This window comes from Clostridioides sp. LIBA-7602 (genome assembly GCF_056688945.1).
Genome location: NZ_CP196991.1, coordinates 2,603,319 through 2,623,423, shown reverse-complemented (window position 1 = coordinate 2,623,423; position 20,105 = coordinate 2,603,319). Strand labels below are relative to the sequence as shown.

General features: G+C 27.5%; 16 protein-coding genes and 1 riboswitch. Of the genes, 13 read left to right on the top strand and 3 right to left on the bottom strand.

The genetic code is table 11. The features are described from left to right. Positions 1-197 precede the first annotated feature (197 nt). Positions 198-620: a DUF3284 domain-containing protein gene (locus ACTG45_RS12520; RefSeq protein WP_479916987.1), complete on the bottom strand. Its 423-nt coding sequence runs from the start codon at positions 618-620 to the stop codon at positions 198-200. A 483-nt stretch (positions 621-1,103) separates the two neighbouring features. Here ACTG45_RS12520 and ACTG45_RS12515 point away from each other — a divergent pair, with 483 nt between their 5' ends. From ACTG45_RS12515 to ACTG45_RS12485, 7 genes are all read left to right on the top strand, one after another. Continuing rightward, positions 1,104-4,007 carry a sigma 54-interacting transcriptional regulator gene (locus tag ACTG45_RS12515; RefSeq protein ID WP_479919088.1) on the top strand — a complete coding sequence of 968 codons (2,904 nt, stop codon included), beginning with the start codon at positions 1,104-1,106 and terminating at the stop codon, positions 4,005-4,007. A 31-nt stretch (positions 4,008-4,038) separates the two neighbouring features. Then, a complete protein-coding gene (locus ACTG45_RS12510; RefSeq protein WP_479919087.1) occupies positions 4,039-4,485 on the top strand; it encodes a PTS sugar transporter subunit IIA in 447 nt (148 codons plus the stop codon). A 120-nt stretch (positions 4,486-4,605) separates the two neighbouring features. After that, positions 4,606-4,908: a PTS sugar transporter subunit IIB gene (locus ACTG45_RS12505; RefSeq protein ID WP_021385097.1), complete on the top strand. Its 303-nt coding sequence runs from the start codon at positions 4,606-4,608 to the stop codon at positions 4,906-4,908. 189 nt (positions 4,909-5,097) lie between these two features. Next, the gene (locus ACTG45_RS12500) at positions 5,098-6,504 is read left to right on the top strand and encodes a PTS galactitol transporter subunit IIC (RefSeq protein WP_479919086.1); all 1,407 of its coding nucleotides are present in this window, start codon (positions 5,098-5,100) and stop codon (positions 6,502-6,504) included. Between the two features lie 341 nt (positions 6,505-6,845). Then, positions 6,846-7,904 carry a galactitol-1-phosphate 5-dehydrogenase gene (locus ACTG45_RS12495; protein WP_479919085.1) on the top strand — a complete coding sequence of 353 codons (1,059 nt, stop codon included), beginning with the start codon at positions 6,846-6,848 and terminating at the stop codon, positions 7,902-7,904. Between the two features lie 95 nt (positions 7,905-7,999). After that, positions 8,000-8,686, top strand: coding sequence for an L-ribulose-5-phosphate 4-epimerase (locus ACTG45_RS12490; protein WP_021385157.1), 687 nt, complete (start codon positions 8,000-8,002; stop codon positions 8,684-8,686). A 17-nt stretch (positions 8,687-8,703) separates the two neighbouring features. Next, positions 8,704-9,351 carry a class II aldolase/adducin family protein gene (locus tag ACTG45_RS12485; RefSeq protein ID WP_021385208.1) on the top strand — a complete coding sequence of 216 codons (648 nt, stop codon included), beginning with the start codon at positions 8,704-8,706 and terminating at the stop codon, positions 9,349-9,351. A gap of 151 nt (positions 9,352-9,502) precedes the next feature. On the opposite strand, the gene ACTG45_RS12480 is transcribed toward ACTG45_RS12485, so the two are convergent. Beyond that, positions 9,503-10,870 (bottom strand): alanine/glycine:cation symporter family protein, encoded by a 1,368-nt coding sequence (locus ACTG45_RS12480; protein ID WP_021385186.1) that lies wholly within the window; start codon positions 10,868-10,870, stop codon positions 9,503-9,505. 186 nt (positions 10,871-11,056) lie between these two features. Beyond that, positions 11,057-11,145: riboswitch (glycine riboswitch) on the bottom strand. A 420-nt stretch (positions 11,146-11,565) separates the two neighbouring features. Between ACTG45_RS12480 and ACTG45_RS12475 the strand changes: the two genes are divergently transcribed. Beyond that, positions 11,566-13,686 carry a DNA topoisomerase III gene (locus ACTG45_RS12475; RefSeq protein ID WP_021385145.1) on the top strand — a complete coding sequence of 707 codons (2,121 nt, stop codon included), beginning with the start codon at positions 11,566-11,568 and terminating at the stop codon, positions 13,684-13,686. A 103-nt stretch (positions 13,687-13,789) separates the two neighbouring features. Then, positions 13,790-15,043 (top strand): hypothetical protein, encoded by a 1,254-nt coding sequence (locus tag ACTG45_RS12470; RefSeq protein WP_021385132.1) that lies wholly within the window; start codon positions 13,790-13,792, stop codon positions 15,041-15,043. An 87-nt stretch (positions 15,044-15,130) separates the two neighbouring features. On the opposite strand, the gene ytvI is transcribed toward ACTG45_RS12470, so the two are convergent. Then, positions 15,131-16,192, bottom strand: coding sequence for a sporulation integral membrane protein YtvI (ytvI, locus tag ACTG45_RS12465; RefSeq protein ID WP_021385169.1), 1,062 nt, complete (start codon positions 16,190-16,192; stop codon positions 15,131-15,133). 274 nt (positions 16,193-16,466) lie between these two features. On the opposite strand from ytvI, the gene ACTG45_RS12460 reads away from it, so the two are divergent. From ACTG45_RS12460 to pfkB, 4 genes are all read left to right on the top strand, one after another. Next, complete coding sequence (locus tag ACTG45_RS12460; RefSeq protein WP_479919084.1) at positions 16,467-17,207, top strand: tyrosine-protein phosphatase; 741 nt, start codon at positions 16,467-16,469, stop codon at positions 17,205-17,207. An 11-nt stretch (positions 17,208-17,218) separates the two neighbouring features. After that, entirely contained in the window at positions 17,219-17,803 is a 585-nt protein-coding gene (locus tag ACTG45_RS12455; RefSeq protein WP_479919083.1) for an HTH domain-containing protein, read from the top strand. Then, a complete protein-coding gene (locus tag ACTG45_RS12450) occupies positions 17,781-18,995 on the top strand; it encodes a BglG family transcription antiterminator (protein WP_479919082.1) in 1,215 nt (404 codons plus the stop codon). Before ACTG45_RS12455 ends, ACTG45_RS12450 begins: the two co-directional genes overlap by 23 nt. A gap of 173 nt (positions 18,996-19,168) precedes the next feature. Then, positions 19,169-20,086, top strand: coding sequence for a 1-phosphofructokinase (pfkB, locus tag ACTG45_RS12445; RefSeq protein ID WP_479919081.1), 918 nt, complete (start codon positions 19,169-19,171; stop codon positions 20,084-20,086). Positions 20,087-20,105: the final 19 nt, after the last annotated feature.

Here is a 20,105-nt window from a genome sequence, read left to right as displayed (position 1 = left end):
TAGTTTTACAATATTCATTTTTAGTTTTATTATTAAGTTTTAGATTAAGTTAGTGTAATATAAATCATTTATAAAATATTGTATCATAAAAAGTTAGTAAGAGTTTTATATTAAAAATGATAGATGGAGCAGTCTTAAGCTAAACATTAGATTTGATGTATTAAGTATTATCCAAGAAAAGAGTACTAAATTTATATCTATAAATTAATGTTCTTATTTTCTAACTCTATTTCTAAGTTCTTGATAAATTTATTGAATTCTTCTGGATGTCTTTTTCCAAACAATACTCTTACAAGAGCTGAATTAATTTTTCCAAATAAATTTCTTTCACTTTCACTTTCAGTGAAAATAAGTTTTGTATTTTCTAAATCAATATGTATAAGTTCATATCTAGTTATAATACTTTCTCTGTTATTACTTGTTCTTATCTCATAGATTCTATTTTTTTCAAAACTAGTTATTTCAACTTTAAATCTTTTGTTATTTTTCTGTTGTACAAATGAGCCTACTGCCTTTTTTTCGCTAAAATTAGGAAAATTTAATCTTGCAGATTTTGTAAATATGTTAAATATATCTTTTGCAGAATATTTCAATAAGATTTCAGTTTTAAATGTATTCATATCGTTTTCCTCTCTGTATATAAATTTAATACTTGTAAATTAATTTTTAAGTTAAAATAGTATAGTATGCCAGATAAAAGCATGTAAAATTCATGTATATAGCTAAAATCATATGTGTATAAGATAAGCATTTATACTATTATATAAAAGTAAAATTTCAAAACAGAAAGTGTTAAAAGCATAATTTATAATAATTTTTATTGTTGAGTAGATATGTATTATTATATCTGATTGAATAAGTTTTTCAATTATAAATTTATAAATATTTTTACATTATAATTTAAATAAGGGATTAAATTATTTAAAGTTATAAATAGTCAATACATTTAGCGAATTACTAATTATACAAAATGTAAATGATTATCAAATTGTATAAATGCTAATAATGCCTAGTTATTTACAGGGTTTAAATGTCTAAAAATATTAAATTAAGTATGGCATGATAGTTGCTTATATAATTTATTAAGAAAGGAGTTATTAAGCATGGAGTTGAGAGATAAACTTGTAAACATCATAAATACAGAAAATAAAAAAGACCCATTAACAGATGTTCAAATAGCAAAGTTTTTAAGTACAACTAGAGAGAATATAACTAATTTAAGAAAAGAGCTTAATATAAGTAATTCAAGGCAAAGAAGATATCCTTATCTAAAGTCAGCAATTTCAGCTATATTACAAAAAAATAAAAATATTTCTATATCAGAAATTACAAGAGAATTGATGGCAGAAGGTTTTAATATATCAAGAAGAGTTGTAGAGGAACTTTTACCTAAAGAAAGTTTGGAAATGGATGTGGTAGAAGTACCTAAAGAAGAATCAAGCGATTCCTTTGAAACTCTAATAGGAAGTAATGGGAGTCTTAAAAATGCTGTAGAACAGGCTAAATCTGCTATATTGTATCCTCCTAAGGGCTTACCTACATTGATTGTAGGAGAAAGTGGAGTTGGTAAAAGTTTATTTTCTAAACATATGTATGAGTTTGCAAAGAAGAAAAAGGTAATAAAAGAAAGTTCAAATTTTGTTGTATTTAATTGTGCTGATTATAGTGACAATCCACAATTATTGTTATCTTTATTATTTGGATATAAAAAAGGTGCATTTACAGGAGCAGAGTATGATACACCAGGTCTTGTAGAAGAAGCTGATGAAGGAGTTTTATTCTTAGATGAAATACACAGATTGCCTCCAAAGGGTCAAGAAATACTATTTTCTATATTGGACAGAGGTAAATTTAGAAGATTAGGTGAATCCAATGCTGAAAGGAAAGTAAGTATTATGTTGATTGGAGCTACTACTGAAAATGTAGAGACTAATTTATTATTGACATTCAGAAGAAGAATACCAATGCTAATAACTTTGCCACCATTACATGATAGACTGCTAAAAGAGAAAATAGACCTTATATATAATATCTTTCAACAAGAGTGTAATAGAATAAATGCGAAAATATTTGTAGATAAAAATGTGATTGAAATACTTGCACTAAAAAAGTTTAGTGGAAACATAGGGCAATTACAAAATATGATTCAGGTTCTTTGTGCAAGGGCTTTTATGAAGTTTATAAATTCCAAAGATGAAGATAAAGAATCAATAGTAGTAGTAGATATAAATGAGGTTCTAAAACTTAAGGATTCTTTTAAAGATGCAGCATTTCAAGAGATTGAATATACAGAAATAAGAAAATATTTAAAAAATGCCATATTTATACCATTTAATTTAGATGAATCCTCAGCAAAGGGAGGTCTTTTGAGTGAGGAGTATATATTACCAGAAGATATATACAAAACAATTGAAAAAAAATATTATGATTTAAAATCTCTAGATATTGAAGATATAGATATAGAAAATATTTTATGGACTTTTATTTTAAATAGATTTGCTGATTTAAAGTTCAATCTTAATAGTGATGAAGAGCTTTTTTCAATGAGTGATTTAAATAGTTTTGTAAGTGATAATTTAGTCAAATTAGTTAAAGAACTTATGAATGATATAGTTGAAAAAAACACTAGCTTAGAAGTAAATAAAAATATGTTCAAATATCTAGCAATACACTTAGAAGAAGCTATAAAAAGAATTAAGCTAAATCAAAAAATAATAAATGTAAATTTAGAAAAAATAAGAAGTGATTTTTCAAAAGAATATGAAATTGGTAAAAGTTTTGCAATAAGAATTGAAGAAGCAGTTGGTATTAAGATTCCAGATGATGAAGTTGGATTTATAACACTCTATATAAAGTCAGCTCTAAAAAATGAAGTAAAAAAAGATAAAGTAGGATTAATAATAATTTCTCATGGACGTATAGCTACAGAGACTGTAAATGTGGTTAAAGAGCTTTTAGGAGTAAAGTTTCCTGTAGCTATAGATATGCCTTTAAATGAAAAACCAATAAATATATACAATAAGGCCGTAGAATTATCAAAAATAATAGACCAAGGAAAAGGAATATTATTTTTGGTAGATATTGGTTCACTTACAAACATAGGTCAAATAGTAAATAAGAGAACTAATATAAATACTAAAACTATTGATAGAGTAGATTTATTAATGGCATTAGAAGCAGCTAGAAAGGTTTCTATGGGGGATGAAGAATTAGATGAAATGTTTTTTTCTCTGTTAAAAGATAGGATGGGATATAACTATGAGTTAGAAAAACATATAGATAAAACAAATGCAATTGTAACCTTGTGTCTTACTGGAGAAGGAACTGCCAAGTATATAAGTAAAACATTAGAAGAAAAGTATGATAATACTAAATGTTATCAAATGAGTGCATTGGATGAAAATTTATTTTGTAAAATTGAAAATTTAAAGGAGACAAACAATATATTAGCTATTGTTGGGACAATAAATCCTAAGATACCAGGTATAAATTTTATCCCATATAATAAGGAACTTTTCAAAAATTTAGATATATACTTATCAAACTCAAAAAAACAAGAAGAGAAACCAATTAAAGCGTATGAAAGAATGCTTGATGAGGATTTAGTAATTTTTGAACCAGATATATATTTTAAAAAGGATTTATTAGAGTATATATGCTCAATTCTTATAAATAAAGGATATGTAGAAAAAGATTATTTGGATTCTGTTTTACATAGAGAAGAAATGCTTCCAACATATTCTAAAGGAGCTATAGGAGTACCTCATGGAGATTCCTCTACTGTAAATAGCACAAGGTTTGTTTTTGTTAAACTAAAAAATCCTATTGATTGGAGTGTAGGGAATATAAATTTTATATTTATGCCAGTTTTTAAGACTAATGATAAAGACATTGTTAAAAATGTCCTTGAGATATTAAAAGATGAAGAATTTATGAATAATGCTAAGCAGTGTTTTAATAAAGATGATTTCAGAAATATTATATTGGATAAATTTAAACATCTGTAGCTACAGCAAAAAATTGAGAGGAGTTAGGGTAATGAATGTAGATTTAATATCATTAGACCTAGAATCTAATGATTATGAAAGTGTTATTAAAGAATTAGGAAATAAAATGTACCAAAAAAAATACGTAAAAAACACATACATAAGTGCTGTATTAGAAAGGGAAAAGACATTACCAACAGGTCTTGATATTGGCGAAATGTGTGTTGCTATTCCACACACAGATTCAAAACATATAAATGAATCCAATGTAGCTGTAGGCATATTGAAAAAACCAGTAAAGTTTAATTCAATGATAGACCCAACAGATAGACTAGATGTAGAACTTGTATTCTTATTAGCAGTAAAGAATCCAGATTCACAAGTAAAACTGTTAAAAGATTTAATGTCAGTTTTTCAAAATATAAAACTATTAAAAAGCATAAAAAATGCATCAACAAAAGAAGAAGTAGCTCAATTATTGGATTTTATAGAATTATAGTGGAAGTCTATTCTAGAAATGAAAATGAAAATTTAAATAATCAAAAGTAAGTACATTTTTTAAATCAATTTAATCTATATAAAATAGAAACTTAAATTATAAAATTAGGAGGAAATTATTATGAAACAATTCAACGTATTATCAGTTTGTGGTTCAGGAACAGTTACATCATCAATGGTGGCAGGAAAATTAAAAGAAGTATTAGGGAGTAAGGGAATTTCTATTACAACAACAGAAGCTAGACCAACAGAAGCACTAAATTTGGCACAATCAGGAAGATTTGATTTTATAACATTTACCAGCCCACTTCAAACAGGTGATTATGGAATACCAACTATAAATGCATTTGCTTGCTTAACTGGTATAGGTGAAGATGCATTTTTTGAAGAGGTTTTAAGTGTTATTGAAGGAATAAACAAGTAATACTTGGGAGTGAATTATAGTATTTAAATCTATGATTTAGATACTATAATTAGTCTAAAACTTAATTAAATACTTATAAATAAACTGTTTTTTATATATTGTTGTAAATGAAAAACAACAGAAAAAAAGATAGGCATTTAAAAGTTATTTAATGAATCTGATAAGTATTTATAAATAGGGGGATAAAAGATGTTAGAATTTATGAAATCTATAATCGATACATTTGGTTCTGCAATTATAGTTCCAATTATAATATTCATAATAGCAAAGATATTTAAAGTGACTACTAAGAAATCGTTTCTTTCTGCTGTATATGCAGGAGTTGCTTTACAAGGTTTTACACTGATATTAAATTCTTTTACACCAATAATAACACCAGTTATTAATAGAATGGTTGAAGGTACAGGGGTAAATCTACCAGTTTTCGATGTAGGCTGGCAAGCTACATCATTGGTTGCATTTTCAACAAGTGCAGGAATGATATATTTAGGGCTTGGAATATTATTACAAACAATTTTATTTTTAATAAAATGGACAGACGTATTTCAGCCCTCAGATTTGTGGAATAATTACTCATATATGGTATGGGGAGCAATGGTTATAGGAGTAACAGGAAATTTTCCTTTGGGTATAGGTTGTATGGTTTTATTAAATTTATATAGTTTATTAATATCAGAATTAGTTGCAAAGAGATGGTCTAGTTACTATAGATATCCTAATTGTACAATAATAGCCATGCATAATGTTGAAGCTTCCGTATTTGCAGTGTTTGCAGACCCTATATACAATAAATTAGGATTAAACAAAATTAAGTTAAATCCTAAAGAATTAGAGAAAAAACTAGGATTTTTGGGTGAACCAATTACTTTAGGCCTTTTTTTAGGTATGTTTATTGGTATATTAGGTAATATGACAAGAATAACTACTATGGAAGCTTGGGGAGAAATAATGAAAGTGGGGATATCTACAAGTGCTGTTATGGCAATTTTCCCTAAAGTAGCAAGTATGTTTGCTCAGGCATTTGCACCTATAACAGAAGCTGCTAGAAAAATTATGCAAAAAGCTGGAAATCGTGAGTGGTATATAGCAGTAAATGATGCTGTTGGATATGGGGAACCAGCAACTCTAATATCAGGTCTTATCTTAATACCAATAATGCTTGTAGTAGCTATGATACTTCCTGGTAATAAGGTATTACCAGTTGTAGATTTATTGGCAATTCCATATATGGTACAAGGTCTAGTTGCTATACATAATGGTAATATCCCAAAAGTGTTAGTTTCAGGTATAATTTGGTTTGGTCTAGGATTATATATTTGCACATCTACAGCACCATTATTTACAGACATGGCTACAGGTATAGGGGTTGCTATACCAGCAGGGGCAATGTTAATAACAAGTTTCAATATATTAGGGAAACCTTTAATGGGATTAGTTTTCTTTGCATTTTTAAGTTCAAACCCAATTTATATAGGTCTTGCAGTTGTAAGTTACTTTATTTTATGGGCATTATTTAGAAAAAATAAAACAAGTATACTTGATTATTTAGAAAAACAAGCACTTAAAAATGTTGCAGAAGATTCTGTAGCAGTTTAAATTTATAAGTAATAAGAGAATAATAACTAAAGGAGTTTATAGCTGATTTTATATAAGTATCAGAGAATATTTGGTAAGTATTTAAATGAAATATAGATTCCTTTTTATTTTGTATATATTTATAATTTACTGTATTCTTATAGTCGACTTTTTAAAATTTGTTTTACTATTTAAAACATACTCTTTTATGTTTATACAATAATGTAATTTGATTTTATAAAATGTAATTCATATTAACAAAACACTTTGTATATAAGGTATTTGCTTGAATAAACTATTTGTTTTTTGTATGGCATAGATATTGCTATATATAAGTATATAGCATGAAAGGAGATATTTATATGGCAGATAAAATGAGAGCATCAGTATTATACAATGTAGGTGATGTTAGATATGAAATGGTTGATATACCAGAAATAGCAGAGAAAGAAGTACTTGTAAATGTAAAGTATGTTGGAATATGTGGTTCGGATTTACCTAGGTCTATGGTAAGTGGTCTGAGTGGAAATACGGCTTATCCACTAATTTTAGGTCATGAATTTTCTGGAGAAGTTGCTAAAGTTGGAGACAGAGTAAAAAATGTTAGGGTAGGAGATAGAGTAACTGTTGCCCCATTAGTACCTTGTAAAAAATGTGATTACTGTAAAAATGGTAATTTTGGTTTGTGTGATGATTATAATATAATTGGTACGAGAGTGAATGGAGCATTGGCAGAGTATGTGAGAGTACCTGAAGAACACATTTTAAAATTACCAGATACACTGGACTATGAAACTGCTGCTGGAATTGAACCAGCAACTATAGCTTATCATGGAATTTCAAAGTCGGATATTAAAGTAGGAGATAGTGTAGTTGTGTTAGGATGTGGTCCAATAGGTCAGTTTACTATACAATGGGCAAAGGTCTTTGGTGCATCTAAAATTATAGCTATTGATATTTTTGATGAAAAGTTAGAACTTTCTAAATCTCTAGGGGCAAATTATACATTGAATTCAAAAGAAGTAAATGTAATTAAAGAAATAAAAAAAATAACAAATGAGGGTGCTGATGTTGTTATAGAAACTGCTGGTAGTAGGTTTACACAAGAGCAATCTTTGCTCATAGCAAAAAAAAGAGGGAAAATAGTCTTTGTGGGAATATCACACACAGAACTACCACTTAGTGTAGAAGCTACTGAGTGTATATTACGTGGAGAACTTACTTTGCAAGGTTCTTGGAATTCATATACAAGTCCTTATCCTGGAAGGGCGTGGACAGCAACATTGGATTTTATGGAAAAGGGTGATATTGTTTTTACACCAATGATTTCACACAAAATAGGTCTTAATGAAGTAGGAGACTTTTTAAGCAAAATGAGCAAGAGAGAGATTAATTTCAATAAAATCCTAGTAGAGATATAAACATTAAACAAATATAAAAAATAATTAAACTCTATAATTCGGATATTAGATAAAATAAAAATAATTTTTCTAAACAAACTATAGGAGGAAGAAAAATGTTAGAAAGTTTAAAAGAAGAGGTATTAAAAGCAAATTTAGAATTACCTGCAAAAGGACTAATTACTTATACTTGGGGAAATGTAAGTGGCATAGACAGAGAAAAAGGATTGGTAGTGATAAAACCAAGTGGTGTAGAGTACAGTAGTATGACTGTAGAAGATATGGTAGTTGTTGATTTAGAAGGAAATATAATTGATGGTAAATTAAAACCGTCCTCAGATACTCCTACTCATCTCGTTTTATATAAAGAGTTTGAAGAATTAGGAGGAATAGTACATACACATTCAAGCTGGGCAACGATTTGGGCTCAGATAGGAAAATCTATACCAGCATGTGGTACTACTCATGCAGATTATTTTTATGGAAGTATACCATGTACCAGAAAAATGATTAGAGAAGAAATTTGCAATGATTATGAAAAGGAAACTGGAAATGTAATTGTCGAAGAGTTTATAGGTAAAAATCCAATTTATTGTCCAGGAATAATTGTGAATGACCATGGTCCTTTTACATGGGGCAAAAATGCAAAAGAGGCTGTACATAATGCAGTAGTTTTGGAAGAAGTTTCAAAAATGGCCTATTATACAGAATTAATGAGTCCTGACAATATTATGGATAAAGTGCTTATGAATAAACATTTTTCGAGAAAACATGGAAAAAATGCATACTATGGTCAAAAATGATTATCTGGAGGTAAATTATGCTGGAGTCTTTAAAGGTCAAAATTGTGAAAATAGCAATTAAAGCAGAACATTATGGTTTATGTAAAGAAAAGGCTGGTAATTTTAGTATTAGAGATAGAGAGACTGGATATGTTCTTATAACACCTTCAGGTATAGGGAGAGAAGAATTGAAAATTGAGCATATTTGTGTGTTGGATTTAGATGGTAATGTAATAGAAGTAAAGAAAGGTATTAAACCGAGTAGTGAGGTATTGATGCATATTGAAATATATAAAGTAAGAGACAATGTAAATGCTATATCACATACTCACTCTTTATATGCAACATCATTTTCGGTAGCAAAGAAACCTATTATACCAATTGTATATGAATCTGTTAATTATGGTGGTTATGTGGATATTGCTCCATATGAGAGACCAGGAACTTTGAAACTAGCTAAAAATGTTTCAAAATTATTGCTAGATACAGATGCATGTTTATTAGAAAGACATGGATTAACAACTGTAGGTAATGACTTAGAAGAGGCATTTTTAAAATCAAGATATGTAGAAGAGGTAGCAGAAATATATTATAGGTCTTTAATGTTAAATCAGTTTAAGGAGCCTGAAGTATTAGATATTGATGAATTTAAATCATGGGAATATCCAGAAGAAGTAAAATTTTAATATAGATAATTTACATTAAGAAGATTAATTAAAGTCTAGATATGCTATTTATATGAATTAGTGTTTTTTGTAAATATATTTAGTATACTTTTTAAACAAATATAGAATTCCAAAGTCATATAAATTTGACTTGGAATTCTATATTTGTTATTTATGCATTATTTTTTAACTGGTTTTCTGGCGAATTTATATATTCAAAGTATTTTTTTGTTTCAGACACTATTATCGGAGATAGTGCAAGTAAAGCTATTAGGTTAGGTATTGCCATAAGTCCATTTACAATATCGGCAATTATCCAAACAACTTCTAATTTTAAGAATGCACCTAAAAGTACCATAGCGACAAATACAGTTCTATATCCATTCATACCTTTTACACCAAATAGGAATTCAAAGCATCTTTCTCCATAATAACTCCAACCTAAAATTGTAGTAAATGCAAATAATGTCAAACTAACTGTAAGTAATATTGGTCCAAATGTAGGAATTGCTCCATTAAAAGCTGCTTGTGTCATAACAGCTCCATTAAGGTCAGAACACCATACTCCTGAAATAACAAGAGAGAATCCAGTAAGAGTACAGATTATAATAGTATCTATAAAAGTACCTGTCATAGATATAAGACCTTGTTCTGCTGGCCATTCAGTTTTAGCCGCAGCTGCAGCTATTGGAGCACTACCTAGACCAGATTCGTTTGAAAATACACCACGAGCTATACCATTTCTAATAGCCAGTGAAATAGTTGCTCCTAGGAAACCACCAGTTGCAGCAGTAGTTGTAAAAGCACTTTTAATTATTAACATAAAAGTTTCTGGTATCTTGTTCCAAAAAGATATTAAAATGATTCCACAGATTACAATGTATATAACAGCCATAAAAGGTACTATCTTAGTAGCTACATTAGATATACTTTTAAGACCTCCAAATACGACTAACGCTACAAATACTGCTAATATAACACCTGTGATTCTAGGGTCTACACCAAAGCTGCTATTTATCGCATCTGTTATTGAATTTACTTGGGTAAAAGTACCTATTCCTAAAAGTGCAACCAATATACCACTTATAGCGAAAAATATTGCAAGAGGTCTCCATTTTTCACCCATACCATTTACTATGTAATACATTGGTCCACCAGATACTTGACCATTTTTGTCTTTAGTTCTATATTTTATTGCAAGAACACCTTCTGAATACTTAGTAGCCATTCCAAAGAATGCTGCTATCCACATCCAAAAAAGAGCACCAGGTCCACCAGCTTTAATAGCTGTAGCAACACCAACAATATTACCAGTACCAACTGTAGCAGCTAGTGCAGTACATAAGGCTGCAAAACTTGAAACATCACCACTACCTTTGTTTTCAGCAGAGAAGATTAATTTAAGAGCTCTTGGAAGTTTAGTTATCTGTATAACTCCAAGTTTAACAGTAAGTAATATACCAGTACCAACTAGTAGTACTAGCAAGGGTGGTCCCCAAATAAAAGCATCAACTTTGTTTAAAATATCAATTAGATTCATAAAAACACTCCCTCATTTTTTTGCTTTGTACAATCAATAGAATTTTTAATGAAGTAATTGACAGGAAATAAGTATAATTTATTATAATTTCTAGTGTAATAAAAAAAGCTAAATCTAAAAAAGATTCAGCTCTGGATATACACTAATTAGCAACCAAAATAAAAGTATTAATAATACTGATTTTGGTAGATAATCCCTGTCCTTTTGCCTGAGAGATTGAGCATAAAAGCCTTGCCCCTTCGGCGCCCATAATGGGTCTCTCCAGAGTTCCGTAAATTTTACAGTCCTACTTTTAAAAAGTACCTGAGAGTGTTACTCCTTCGGTGTGCTATATAGCAACTCTTCTATAAAATCTTAACCGGATATTGATTTGTCATAGCTTATTGTATTAATAATATTAATATAAGTTTTTATGTTTTGTCAACTGAAAAATTAAAAAATAGTAAAAAAATATAAAAATGTAAGTCTAATTACGAATTATAAATTTAAAAATATAAGTAATATACGTGAAAATGGATATCGTAATAAGCATACAAATTAGGCATAAAACAAGTTTTAAATAAAAAAATCTTAAATAATTAATTAGATATGATTAAATTATGGTAATATTATAGTTACGATATTAAGAAAGGTTCTATTTATTTAGATTTTAAGTGTAATATGAGATTGAATATAGAGAAAGGAAGTATTTTTAGATGGGAAAAGTATTAGTACTAGCAGAAAAACCTTCTGTTGGAAGAGATATAGCAAAAGTTTTGGGTTCAAAAAATGAAAAAAATGGGTATATAGAGGGTCCAAAGTATGTGGTTACTTGGGCATTAGGCCATTTGGTTACGCTTGCCGACCCTGAAAGTTATGGAGAAAAATATAAATCATGGAGCTTAGAAGACTTGCCAATACTTCCTAAGCACCTAAAGACTGTTGTAATAAAAAAGAGTGGAAAACAGTTTAATACAGTCAAAGCTCAAATGAATAGAAATGATATAGATGAAATAGTTATAGCAACAGATGCAGGTCGTGAGGGAGAGCTTGTAGCAAGATGGATAATAGAAAAATCACAAGTAAAAAAGCCTCTAAAACGTCTTTGGATTTCATCAAGTACAGATAAAGCGATAAAAGAAGGTTTTGCAAAATTAAAAAATGGAAAAGAATATGAAAATCTATATCATTCAGCAATAGCACGAGCAGAAGCTGACTGGATTATTGGAATAAATGCAACTAGAGCTTTGACAACAAAGTATAATGCACAACTTTCTTGTGGAAGAGTTCAGACACCTACTCTTGCTATGTTACTTAAGAGAGAAGAGGAAATAAGAAATTTTAAATCAAAAGAGTATTATGGAATAGAGTTAATTGCTACAAAGGGAAATTCAGATATAAAGTTTATTTGGAGTGATAAAAATAATAACTCTTCAACATTTAGTAAAGAAAAGATAGAGTCTATATTAAAAAAGGTTAAAAATTTAGATATAAAAATATCTGAAGTAAGCAAATCGTATAAGAAAAAATATTCACCTGCATTATATGATTTAACAGAGTTGCAAAGAGATGCAAATAAAATGTTTGGATTCTCAGCAAAAGAAACTTTATCTATAATGCAAAAACTATATGAGCATCATAAAGTACTTACTTATCCTAGAACTGATTCTAGATATTTAACATCAGATATTGTTGGAACATTAAAAGACAGGATAAAAGCTGTAAATGTTAGTGATTATTCAAAAATATGTAATAAATTATTAAAAAGCAATATTACAGCTAATAAATCTTTTGTTGATAATTCAAAGGTAACAGACCATCATGCAATAATACCAACAGAGCAGAAGGTATTTATGAGTGATTTTAGTGATAAAGAGCGAAAAATATATAATCTTGTAGTAAAAAGATTTTTAGCAGTATTGTCTCCTCCTTTTGAATATGAACAGACAACTATAAATGCAAATGTAGAAGGAGAAGTATTTAAAGCGAAGGGAAACAAAGTAATCAATTTAGGTTGGAAGGAAAGTTATAAGGATATTGAGGATGAAGATGTGTATGAAAGTATCCCAAATGTTTTAGAAAAGGATGTACTTAAAGTTAAGGAACTAAAGATGACTTCAGGTAAAACAAATCCACCTCCATACTTAAATGAGGGGACACTATTAACAGCTATGGAAAAAAATGGGCTTGGCACAGTTGCTACAAGAGCAGATATAATAGAAAAATTATTCAATTCATTTTTAATGGAAAAGAAAAATAAAGATATATATATAACATCAAAAGGTAGACAATTATTAGATTTAGTTCCAGTAGATTTGAAAACACCAGAACTTACAGCTTCATGGGAAAAAAAATTGCTGGAGATTTCAAAGGGAAAACTTAATAAAAATACATTTATAAATGACATGAAAGATTATTCAAAAGACATTGTCTTAGAAGTAAAAAATAGTGCTAATAAATTTAAGCATGACAACTTAACTAAAAATAGATGTCCAGAATGTGGTAAATTTATGCTAGAGGTAAATGGTAAGAAAGGTAAAATGTTGATTTGTGAAGATAGAGAATGTAATACTAGAAAAACTATATCACAAGTAACTAATTCAAGATGTCCTAATTGTCATAAAAAATTAGAACTTCGTGGAGAAGGAGAGGGAAGAGTCTTCACTTGTAGTTGTGGATATAGAGAAAAAATGTCATCTTTCAATAAAAGAAAGCAGGAAGAAAAAAAGAAAGCATCAAAAAAAGATGTAAATCAATACTTAAAAAATCAAAACAAAAATCAAGAAACATTTAACAATCCATTTGCAGAAGCACTAGCTAAATTGAAAAATAAATAATTTTTATGTTATTATTATACACAATTAGAACTTTAACTATATATTAGTTATATGTACTGATATAATATAGTGTATAATTTAGGCATGAAAGTAGGGCTGTTGAATGGATTTGAATGAAATATTTGAATATTATTGTAAAAAATGTGAGAATACATGGAATAATTCAAGTGTTGAATTATCTGAGAATATAGAAATATATAGTAAAAATTCGCAAAAAAAGAGTGAAAAAGAACTGGATAAATTGATAGATACATTAGCACTTCATTTAGAAAAATATCCAAGTGATTTTGTATTAAGAAGAATGTGGGTAAAAAAAGGTGAGGTTTTCTTACAAAAAACCTTAGAAAAAGAAAATATCTTTAAGTTAGAAAAAATGGATATTGAAGATAGAAAAAAATTTTTAGATATAACAAAACAGTTTATTAGAGATGCCAGAGAATTTGATGATGCTTTGCCTGTAGGTGATATTATGCAAGCTATGAGAAATGTATGGATTTCAAATGCATTACAATTATTGTTTGGTAAAGAAGTCTATTATTCTAAAGCCAACTTTGCATATAGCATGTTATATCCATATACAGATAATTATTTAGATGATACAAATATAAATGAAACTGATAAGGTTTTATTTAATAGCTGGTTAAAAAAAAGGCTACTGGGAGAAAAAATTAAAACTAATAATCATCATGAAAGTAAAGTATCTCAAATGATAGACTATATTGAAAGTGTTTATCCTAGAAAAAAATTTAAAGAAGTATATGAGTCACTATTATTAATATTTAAAAGTCAAGTGAAGAGTTTAAGACAACAAGATATAGAAAGTTATTTGTGTAAAGAAGAATTATTATCCATTTCTATTGAAAAAGGTGGTTCCTCTGTTTTAGTAGATGGATACTTAATAAGCGGACTGATGACAAAGGAAGAAGTAGAGTTTTGCATTGGATATGGTTTTTTATTACAGATATCAGATGACTTACAGGATATAAAAGAAGATTTAAAATACAATCATAAAACTGTTATGACAGAAACAGCAAAAAATGGAACTTTAGATAAAATTGCAAATAAATTAATAAATTTTACTATTGAATTAATAGATAGTTTTAAAATTAATGATAAAAATGAATCTGTAATAAGTATGGTAAAGAATGATTGCTTAATGTTGATTTTATTTTCTGTAGTGTATAATGCTGAATTTTTTTCTAAAGAATATATAAAAGAAATAGAGAAATTTATTCCATATACAATATCTTATTCATTAGATATTAAAGAAAAAATAAAGAAAAAATTTAAAAATGTAGATGTTTTAAATAATGAAAACGAATATAAAGAAATGATTGATATTATCTGTAAAGATTAGAAAAAAGAGGCTGTCTCAAAATAGAGAAGCCTCTTTTTCATTGTTGAAATGATGAAAATATATTTAAATAAAAATACAAAAATTAATTTATTTAAATGCAGTAATAATACCATTATCGTGTAGATTTTTTATGATTGTAGCTGCAATAGGAAATCCAAATAATCCAGCTATTCCAAAAAGTTGAGCTCCAACAAACATACACATTAAGGTTATTAAAGGATATAGACCAATTTGGTGTCCTACTACCTTTGGTTCTAGTATTTGTCTAACAACAGTTATAATGATATATAGTATTAGAAGCCCTACTGCTAAGTGGATATTACCATTAATTAATGAAATAATCATCCAAGGTGTCAAAATACTTCCTGTCCCTAAGACTGGTAAAATATCAACAAGTGCTATTATGACAGCTACAGTAAATGAATTTTCAACTCTCAGGATATTAAGTCCAATAAGTAGTTCTATAAATGTCACTGATAGTAGTATTGCGTAGGCTTTTAATAGTTTTAAAAGAGCATTAATGCTACTATTTTTTATATTTATTATCATTAATTGACTTTTTTCTGGAAATTGTTTTAAGATAAAATTTACTATTTTTTGATAGTCAAAAGTAAAGAAAAAAGAAGCAATTAAAGTAATAATAAGTTTTAGCATAAATGCAGGTGTTTTGCTTGCAATACTTGCGATGGCATTAAGTGCATTTGTTGAAACAGAGGCTACTAAAGACATCATTGATTGGCTTATATTATCCCAACCAAGTATCAATGCTAGGTTAACATTCGGTGTACTAGCATCTATTTTAGAAAATAAAGTATTTAGTGTTGGCTGTATATTTGATTTATATATTTCAGGAAGCCTAAAAAATATATCACTTACACTTGTAAATATTTTTGCACCAAAACTAACTAATAAAAATATGCATAATCCATAAAAAGCTAAAAGTACTACTACAGAAATAAATGTACGATTTAGGTTTGTACTATCTGTAATAAGTCTTATAATAGGTCTTAAGATGGATGCAATTATAAAACTAATTACAAAAGGCATCAACAATGGTAATAAGAACTTTAACGCAATATATACAATACTTGCTATTAAGACAACATATGTAAATTTAATTATAAAATTCTTTTGCTTTTGAATGTCCATAATATAAAACCTCCAATGTATTTGATATTATTCTAAATATGGTCTTTTTTACATAAAATATACTACTGTATATTGATTATAAACTATAAAGCTTCTGCAAAGTAAATAAATTATGTAAAATTTAGGTTAATTTTGTATAAAGATATACTTTTATATTTTACAATTGCTAACCAAATACTAAAAAATATTTTAAATAAACAATATGAAATTGTGATAAAATTAATTTATAAATATTAAACAGAAGGACAATAGATAGTTTTTAAGAGGTGGTAAGATGAAAAACTTTAGAGATTTAGGTGGTAATAAAACAGAAGATGGTAGGATTGTAAAGTATGGTTTATTTTATAGGTCTGCAAAACTATCAAATCTAAGTAAGAACGATATAAAGATTTTAAAAGAATTAAATATTAAATATATATTTGATTATAGAAGTGATGAAGAAGCTCGTAAACATCCATCAACAATAATATCAAATATAAAAAATATAAGAATTCCAGCTATGAGAGAGCTAGAAGAATCGGGAGGGAGTTTTGGCTCTATTGAAGATATGATTGATGGATTGTTTGAAAAAGATGGTGCGTTTAATATGTTAAATAATAGTTACTATAATTTACCTGTAAATAATCCATCCTATAAAAAATTAGTAGAACTCATAAAGGACTATTCTAATTTACCAATATTAAATCATTGTACAGCAGGCAAAGATAGAACTGGGGTAGGTAGTGCTATAATTCTTATGATTTTAGGTGTATCAAAAGAGAATATAATGAAAGATTATCTAAAAAGTAATGAATTTGCAGATAAAGAAATAGAACGATTTATAGAATATAAGCCTAAATTTAAAGTAATTCCAAAAGAAAAATTAAATTATATATTTGGTGTAAATGAAGAATATATGAAAACTGCTTTTAGAAGAATTGATGAAGAATACAGTAGTGTGGAAAAATATTTATATGGAGAATTTAATTTAGATAAAGAAGAAATAAAAAAATTAAGAAATCAATATCTAGAGTAAAAGGTGATTTTATGAGTTTAAATATAACAGCAAGACAGATAAGTATAATAAAAATCCTGTTAAATTCTAAAGATACAATTAGTGGACTTGCCTTAAGTCAAGAAATAGGATGTTCTTCAAAAACTATACAAAATGAAATAAAGGATATTAATAAACAGCTTAAAAATGGTAAAATTCTATCAATACGAGGTGTTGGTTATAAACTAGAGGGAAGTTTTGATGAAGTAAATTTAAATAGTAATCTGTATGATGATGTAGATAGGGTAGAATATATAATCCGAAAAATATTAACCTTGAGTAATGAAGAAAAAAATACTATAAGGCTTGAAGATTTAGCAGATTCTATGTATGTAAGCGTTTCAACAGTAAAAAATGATTTAAAAGAAGTAAAAAGAATATTGGAAAAATATTCAATTTCAATTAAGTCCAAGCATAAGCAAGGTATCTGTATTTCTGAAAGTGAAGACAGGATATTAAATTGTATAATTGATTTGAGTAACAAGAGAGACAATCAGTTGACTCTAAATGATTTTTTAAATAATGATATAAAAGAAAAAAGATTAATAAAAAAAAATGTTACTAGATATATTAAATGAAAATGGGTTGGTATTAACTGATGTAGAATTTAAAAATGTGTTGAATAACATACTGGTTATGTTAAGTAGACATAAATGTGACGAAAAAGAATTTATAGAGAGTTTTGTAGAAAATTATAGCAATAAAAGAAGTTCAATTCTAGAAAATGAACAAAACAAAGAAATTATAATAAACTCAATAAAAACCTTTTGTAAAAATTTAAAATTGGCTACATCAATAGATATAAGTCGTGATGAGATATTTGAGGAATTTTTATATAAGCATATTAGTAGTCTGTGTAAAAAAATAAAGCTAGGTATAAATCAATCACCTATAATAGCTCAAGATATCAAAATAAAATATCCATTTGCTTTTGAACTAGCTAATATAGCTAAAAAAACAATAGAAAAAGATTTAAATATAGAAATCAATGAGGATGAGGTTGCAAACATAGCTCTACATATAGGAGGAGCTGTTGAAAGGGCATCTTATAACAATAAAGATAAGGTTTTCAAGACGATAATAGTTTGTACATCAGGGATAGGTACATCAATGTTAATAAAGGCTAAATTGGAAAATATATTCAAAGAAAAACTGGAAATATTAAAGGTCATTCCTTCATACTTAGTTGAATATATAAAAGTTATAGATGTTGATTTTGTAATATCTACTGTTCCTGTTGAAATAGGAGATATACCAGTAATAAATATATCTCCAATTTTAAGTGAAAAAGAAATTAAATTAATTGAAAAATATATAGAAACAGGAAATATATATTTAGATTTAGATATAAAAAATTTGCTTGACAATGAGTTGTTTTTTACTAATTTAAATTTTAAAAGTAAAGAAGAAGTTATAGATTTTATGGCGAGTAAACTTGTACAAAAAGGTTATATAGATGATGATATGAAAAATTCTTATTTTGAAAGAGAAAAAATAGCTACAACTGAAATAGGAAATATGGTAACCATACCACATGGAGCGATTGGAAAAGTTTTTGAAAACAAGATAGCAATTGGTATATTAAAGACTCCTATTGCTTGGGAAATATCGGATGTTCGTTTAATAATAATGTTAGCACTCGATAAGGACAAAATATTAGATTATGAAGTTATATTTTCAAATATATATAAAAGAGTAGATTCTATAGCAAAAGTTATAAGTATATGTGAAAATAGTAATTTTGAAAAGTTTGTAAACCTATTTAAGTAGAGATATATAATATAGCATTGCATATACACCTATAAGTTTGGATAATATAAAACTAAATAAAATAAAAACGATAAATTTCTCTTTTAATTAAGAGAAATTTTTTGACTTTCAGAGATATTAATATGAAGTTAAGATATAAATATAAAGTAAATAAATAAAAAAGAGGTGGCAAGATGATTTATACAGTGACATTAAATCCATCAATAGATTATATAGTTAAACTAGATAAATTAAATACAGGGAGTACAAATCGTGTAAATGAAGAATACGTTTATCCAGGAGGAAAGGGTATAAATGTATCTCGTATACTTAAAGAACTTGGGAATGATAATACATCTTTAGGTTTTATAAGTGGTTTTACTGGAGAATATATAATAAAAACATTAGAAGAAAAAAATTTAAAGACAGATTTTATAAGGTTAAAAAATGGTTTTACAAGGATAAATGTAAAAATAAAAGAATCAGAAGAAACTGAGATTAATGGGCAAGGACCAAATATAGATGACAAATATATTGACTTGTTGTATAAAAAACTAGATAAATTAAATCAAAATGATATTTTAATATTGGCAGGGAGTATTCCATCCACTTTAGATGAAAAACTATATGAAAATATAATGTCTAGATTAGAAGGAAAAAATATAAAAGTTGTAGTAGATGCAACTAAAAAGCTCCTTCTTAATGTTTTAAAATATAATCCTTTTCTAATTAAGCCTAATAGTGATGAATTAGAAGATTTATTTGATGTTAAATTAAACTCAAATGAAGACATAGTAAAATATGCTAGAAAGTTAAAGAAAATGGGTGCCATAAATGTTTTAGTATCAATGGGAAAAGATGGGGCATTGTTGGTTACAGAAGAAGATGAGGTACTTATAAGTAATGTACCTAAAGGAAAAGTTAAAAATTCTGTAGGAGCAGGTGATTCAATGGTGGCAGGATTTATATCTGGATATTTAAATACAGGCAAATATGATTATGCTCTTAAACTAGGAGCAGCATCAGGTAGTGCAACTGCTTTTTCGTATGACTTAGCTAAAAGAGAATACATTGATGAATTGGTAAATGAAATATCTGTAAATAGATTTTAAAATATTTAAAAATATATAG

Excerpts from the sequence above, each read along its gene's own strand:
- ACTG45_RS12520 (WP_479916987.1), bottom strand. The coding sequence starts at position 620 with ATGAATACATTTAAAACTGAAATCTTATTGAAATATTCTGCAAAAGAT.
- ACTG45_RS12515 (WP_479919088.1), top strand. The coding sequence starts at position 1,104 with ATGGAGTTGAGAGATAAACTTGTAAACATCATAAATACAGAAAATAAA.
- ACTG45_RS12510 (WP_479919087.1), top strand. The coding sequence starts at position 4,039 with ATGAATGTAGATTTAATATCATTAGACCTAGAATCTAATGATTATGAA.
- ACTG45_RS12505 (WP_021385097.1), top strand. The coding sequence starts at position 4,606 with ATGAAACAATTCAACGTATTATCAGTTTGTGGTTCAGGAACAGTTACA.
- ACTG45_RS12500 (WP_479919086.1), top strand. The coding sequence starts at position 5,098 with ATGTTAGAATTTATGAAATCTATAATCGATACATTTGGTTCTGCAATT.
- ACTG45_RS12495 (WP_479919085.1), top strand. The coding sequence starts at position 6,846 with ATGGCAGATAAAATGAGAGCATCAGTATTATACAATGTAGGTGATGTT.
- ACTG45_RS12490 (WP_021385157.1), top strand. The coding sequence starts at position 8,000 with ATGTTAGAAAGTTTAAAAGAAGAGGTATTAAAAGCAAATTTAGAATTA.
- ACTG45_RS12485 (WP_021385208.1), top strand. The coding sequence starts at position 8,704 with ATGCTGGAGTCTTTAAAGGTCAAAATTGTGAAAATAGCAATTAAAGCA.
- ACTG45_RS12480 (WP_021385186.1), bottom strand. The coding sequence starts at position 10,870 with ATGAATCTAATTGATATTTTAAACAAAGTTGATGCTTTTATTTGGGGA.
- ACTG45_RS12475 (WP_021385145.1), top strand. The coding sequence starts at position 11,566 with ATGGGAAAAGTATTAGTACTAGCAGAAAAACCTTCTGTTGGAAGAGAT.
- ACTG45_RS12470 (WP_021385132.1), top strand. The coding sequence starts at position 13,790 with ATGGATTTGAATGAAATATTTGAATATTATTGTAAAAAATGTGAGAAT.
- ytvI (WP_021385169.1), bottom strand. The coding sequence starts at position 16,192 with ATGGACATTCAAAAGCAAAAGAATTTTATAATTAAATTTACATATGTT.
- ACTG45_RS12460 (WP_479919084.1), top strand. The coding sequence starts at position 16,467 with ATGAAAAACTTTAGAGATTTAGGTGGTAATAAAACAGAAGATGGTAGG.
- ACTG45_RS12455 (WP_479919083.1), top strand. The coding sequence starts at position 17,219 with ATGAGTTTAAATATAACAGCAAGACAGATAAGTATAATAAAAATCCTG.
- ACTG45_RS12450 (WP_479919082.1), top strand. The coding sequence starts at position 17,781 with ATGTTACTAGATATATTAAATGAAAATGGGTTGGTATTAACTGATGTA.
- pfkB (WP_479919081.1), top strand. The coding sequence starts at position 19,169 with ATGATTTATACAGTGACATTAAATCCATCAATAGATTATATAGTTAAA.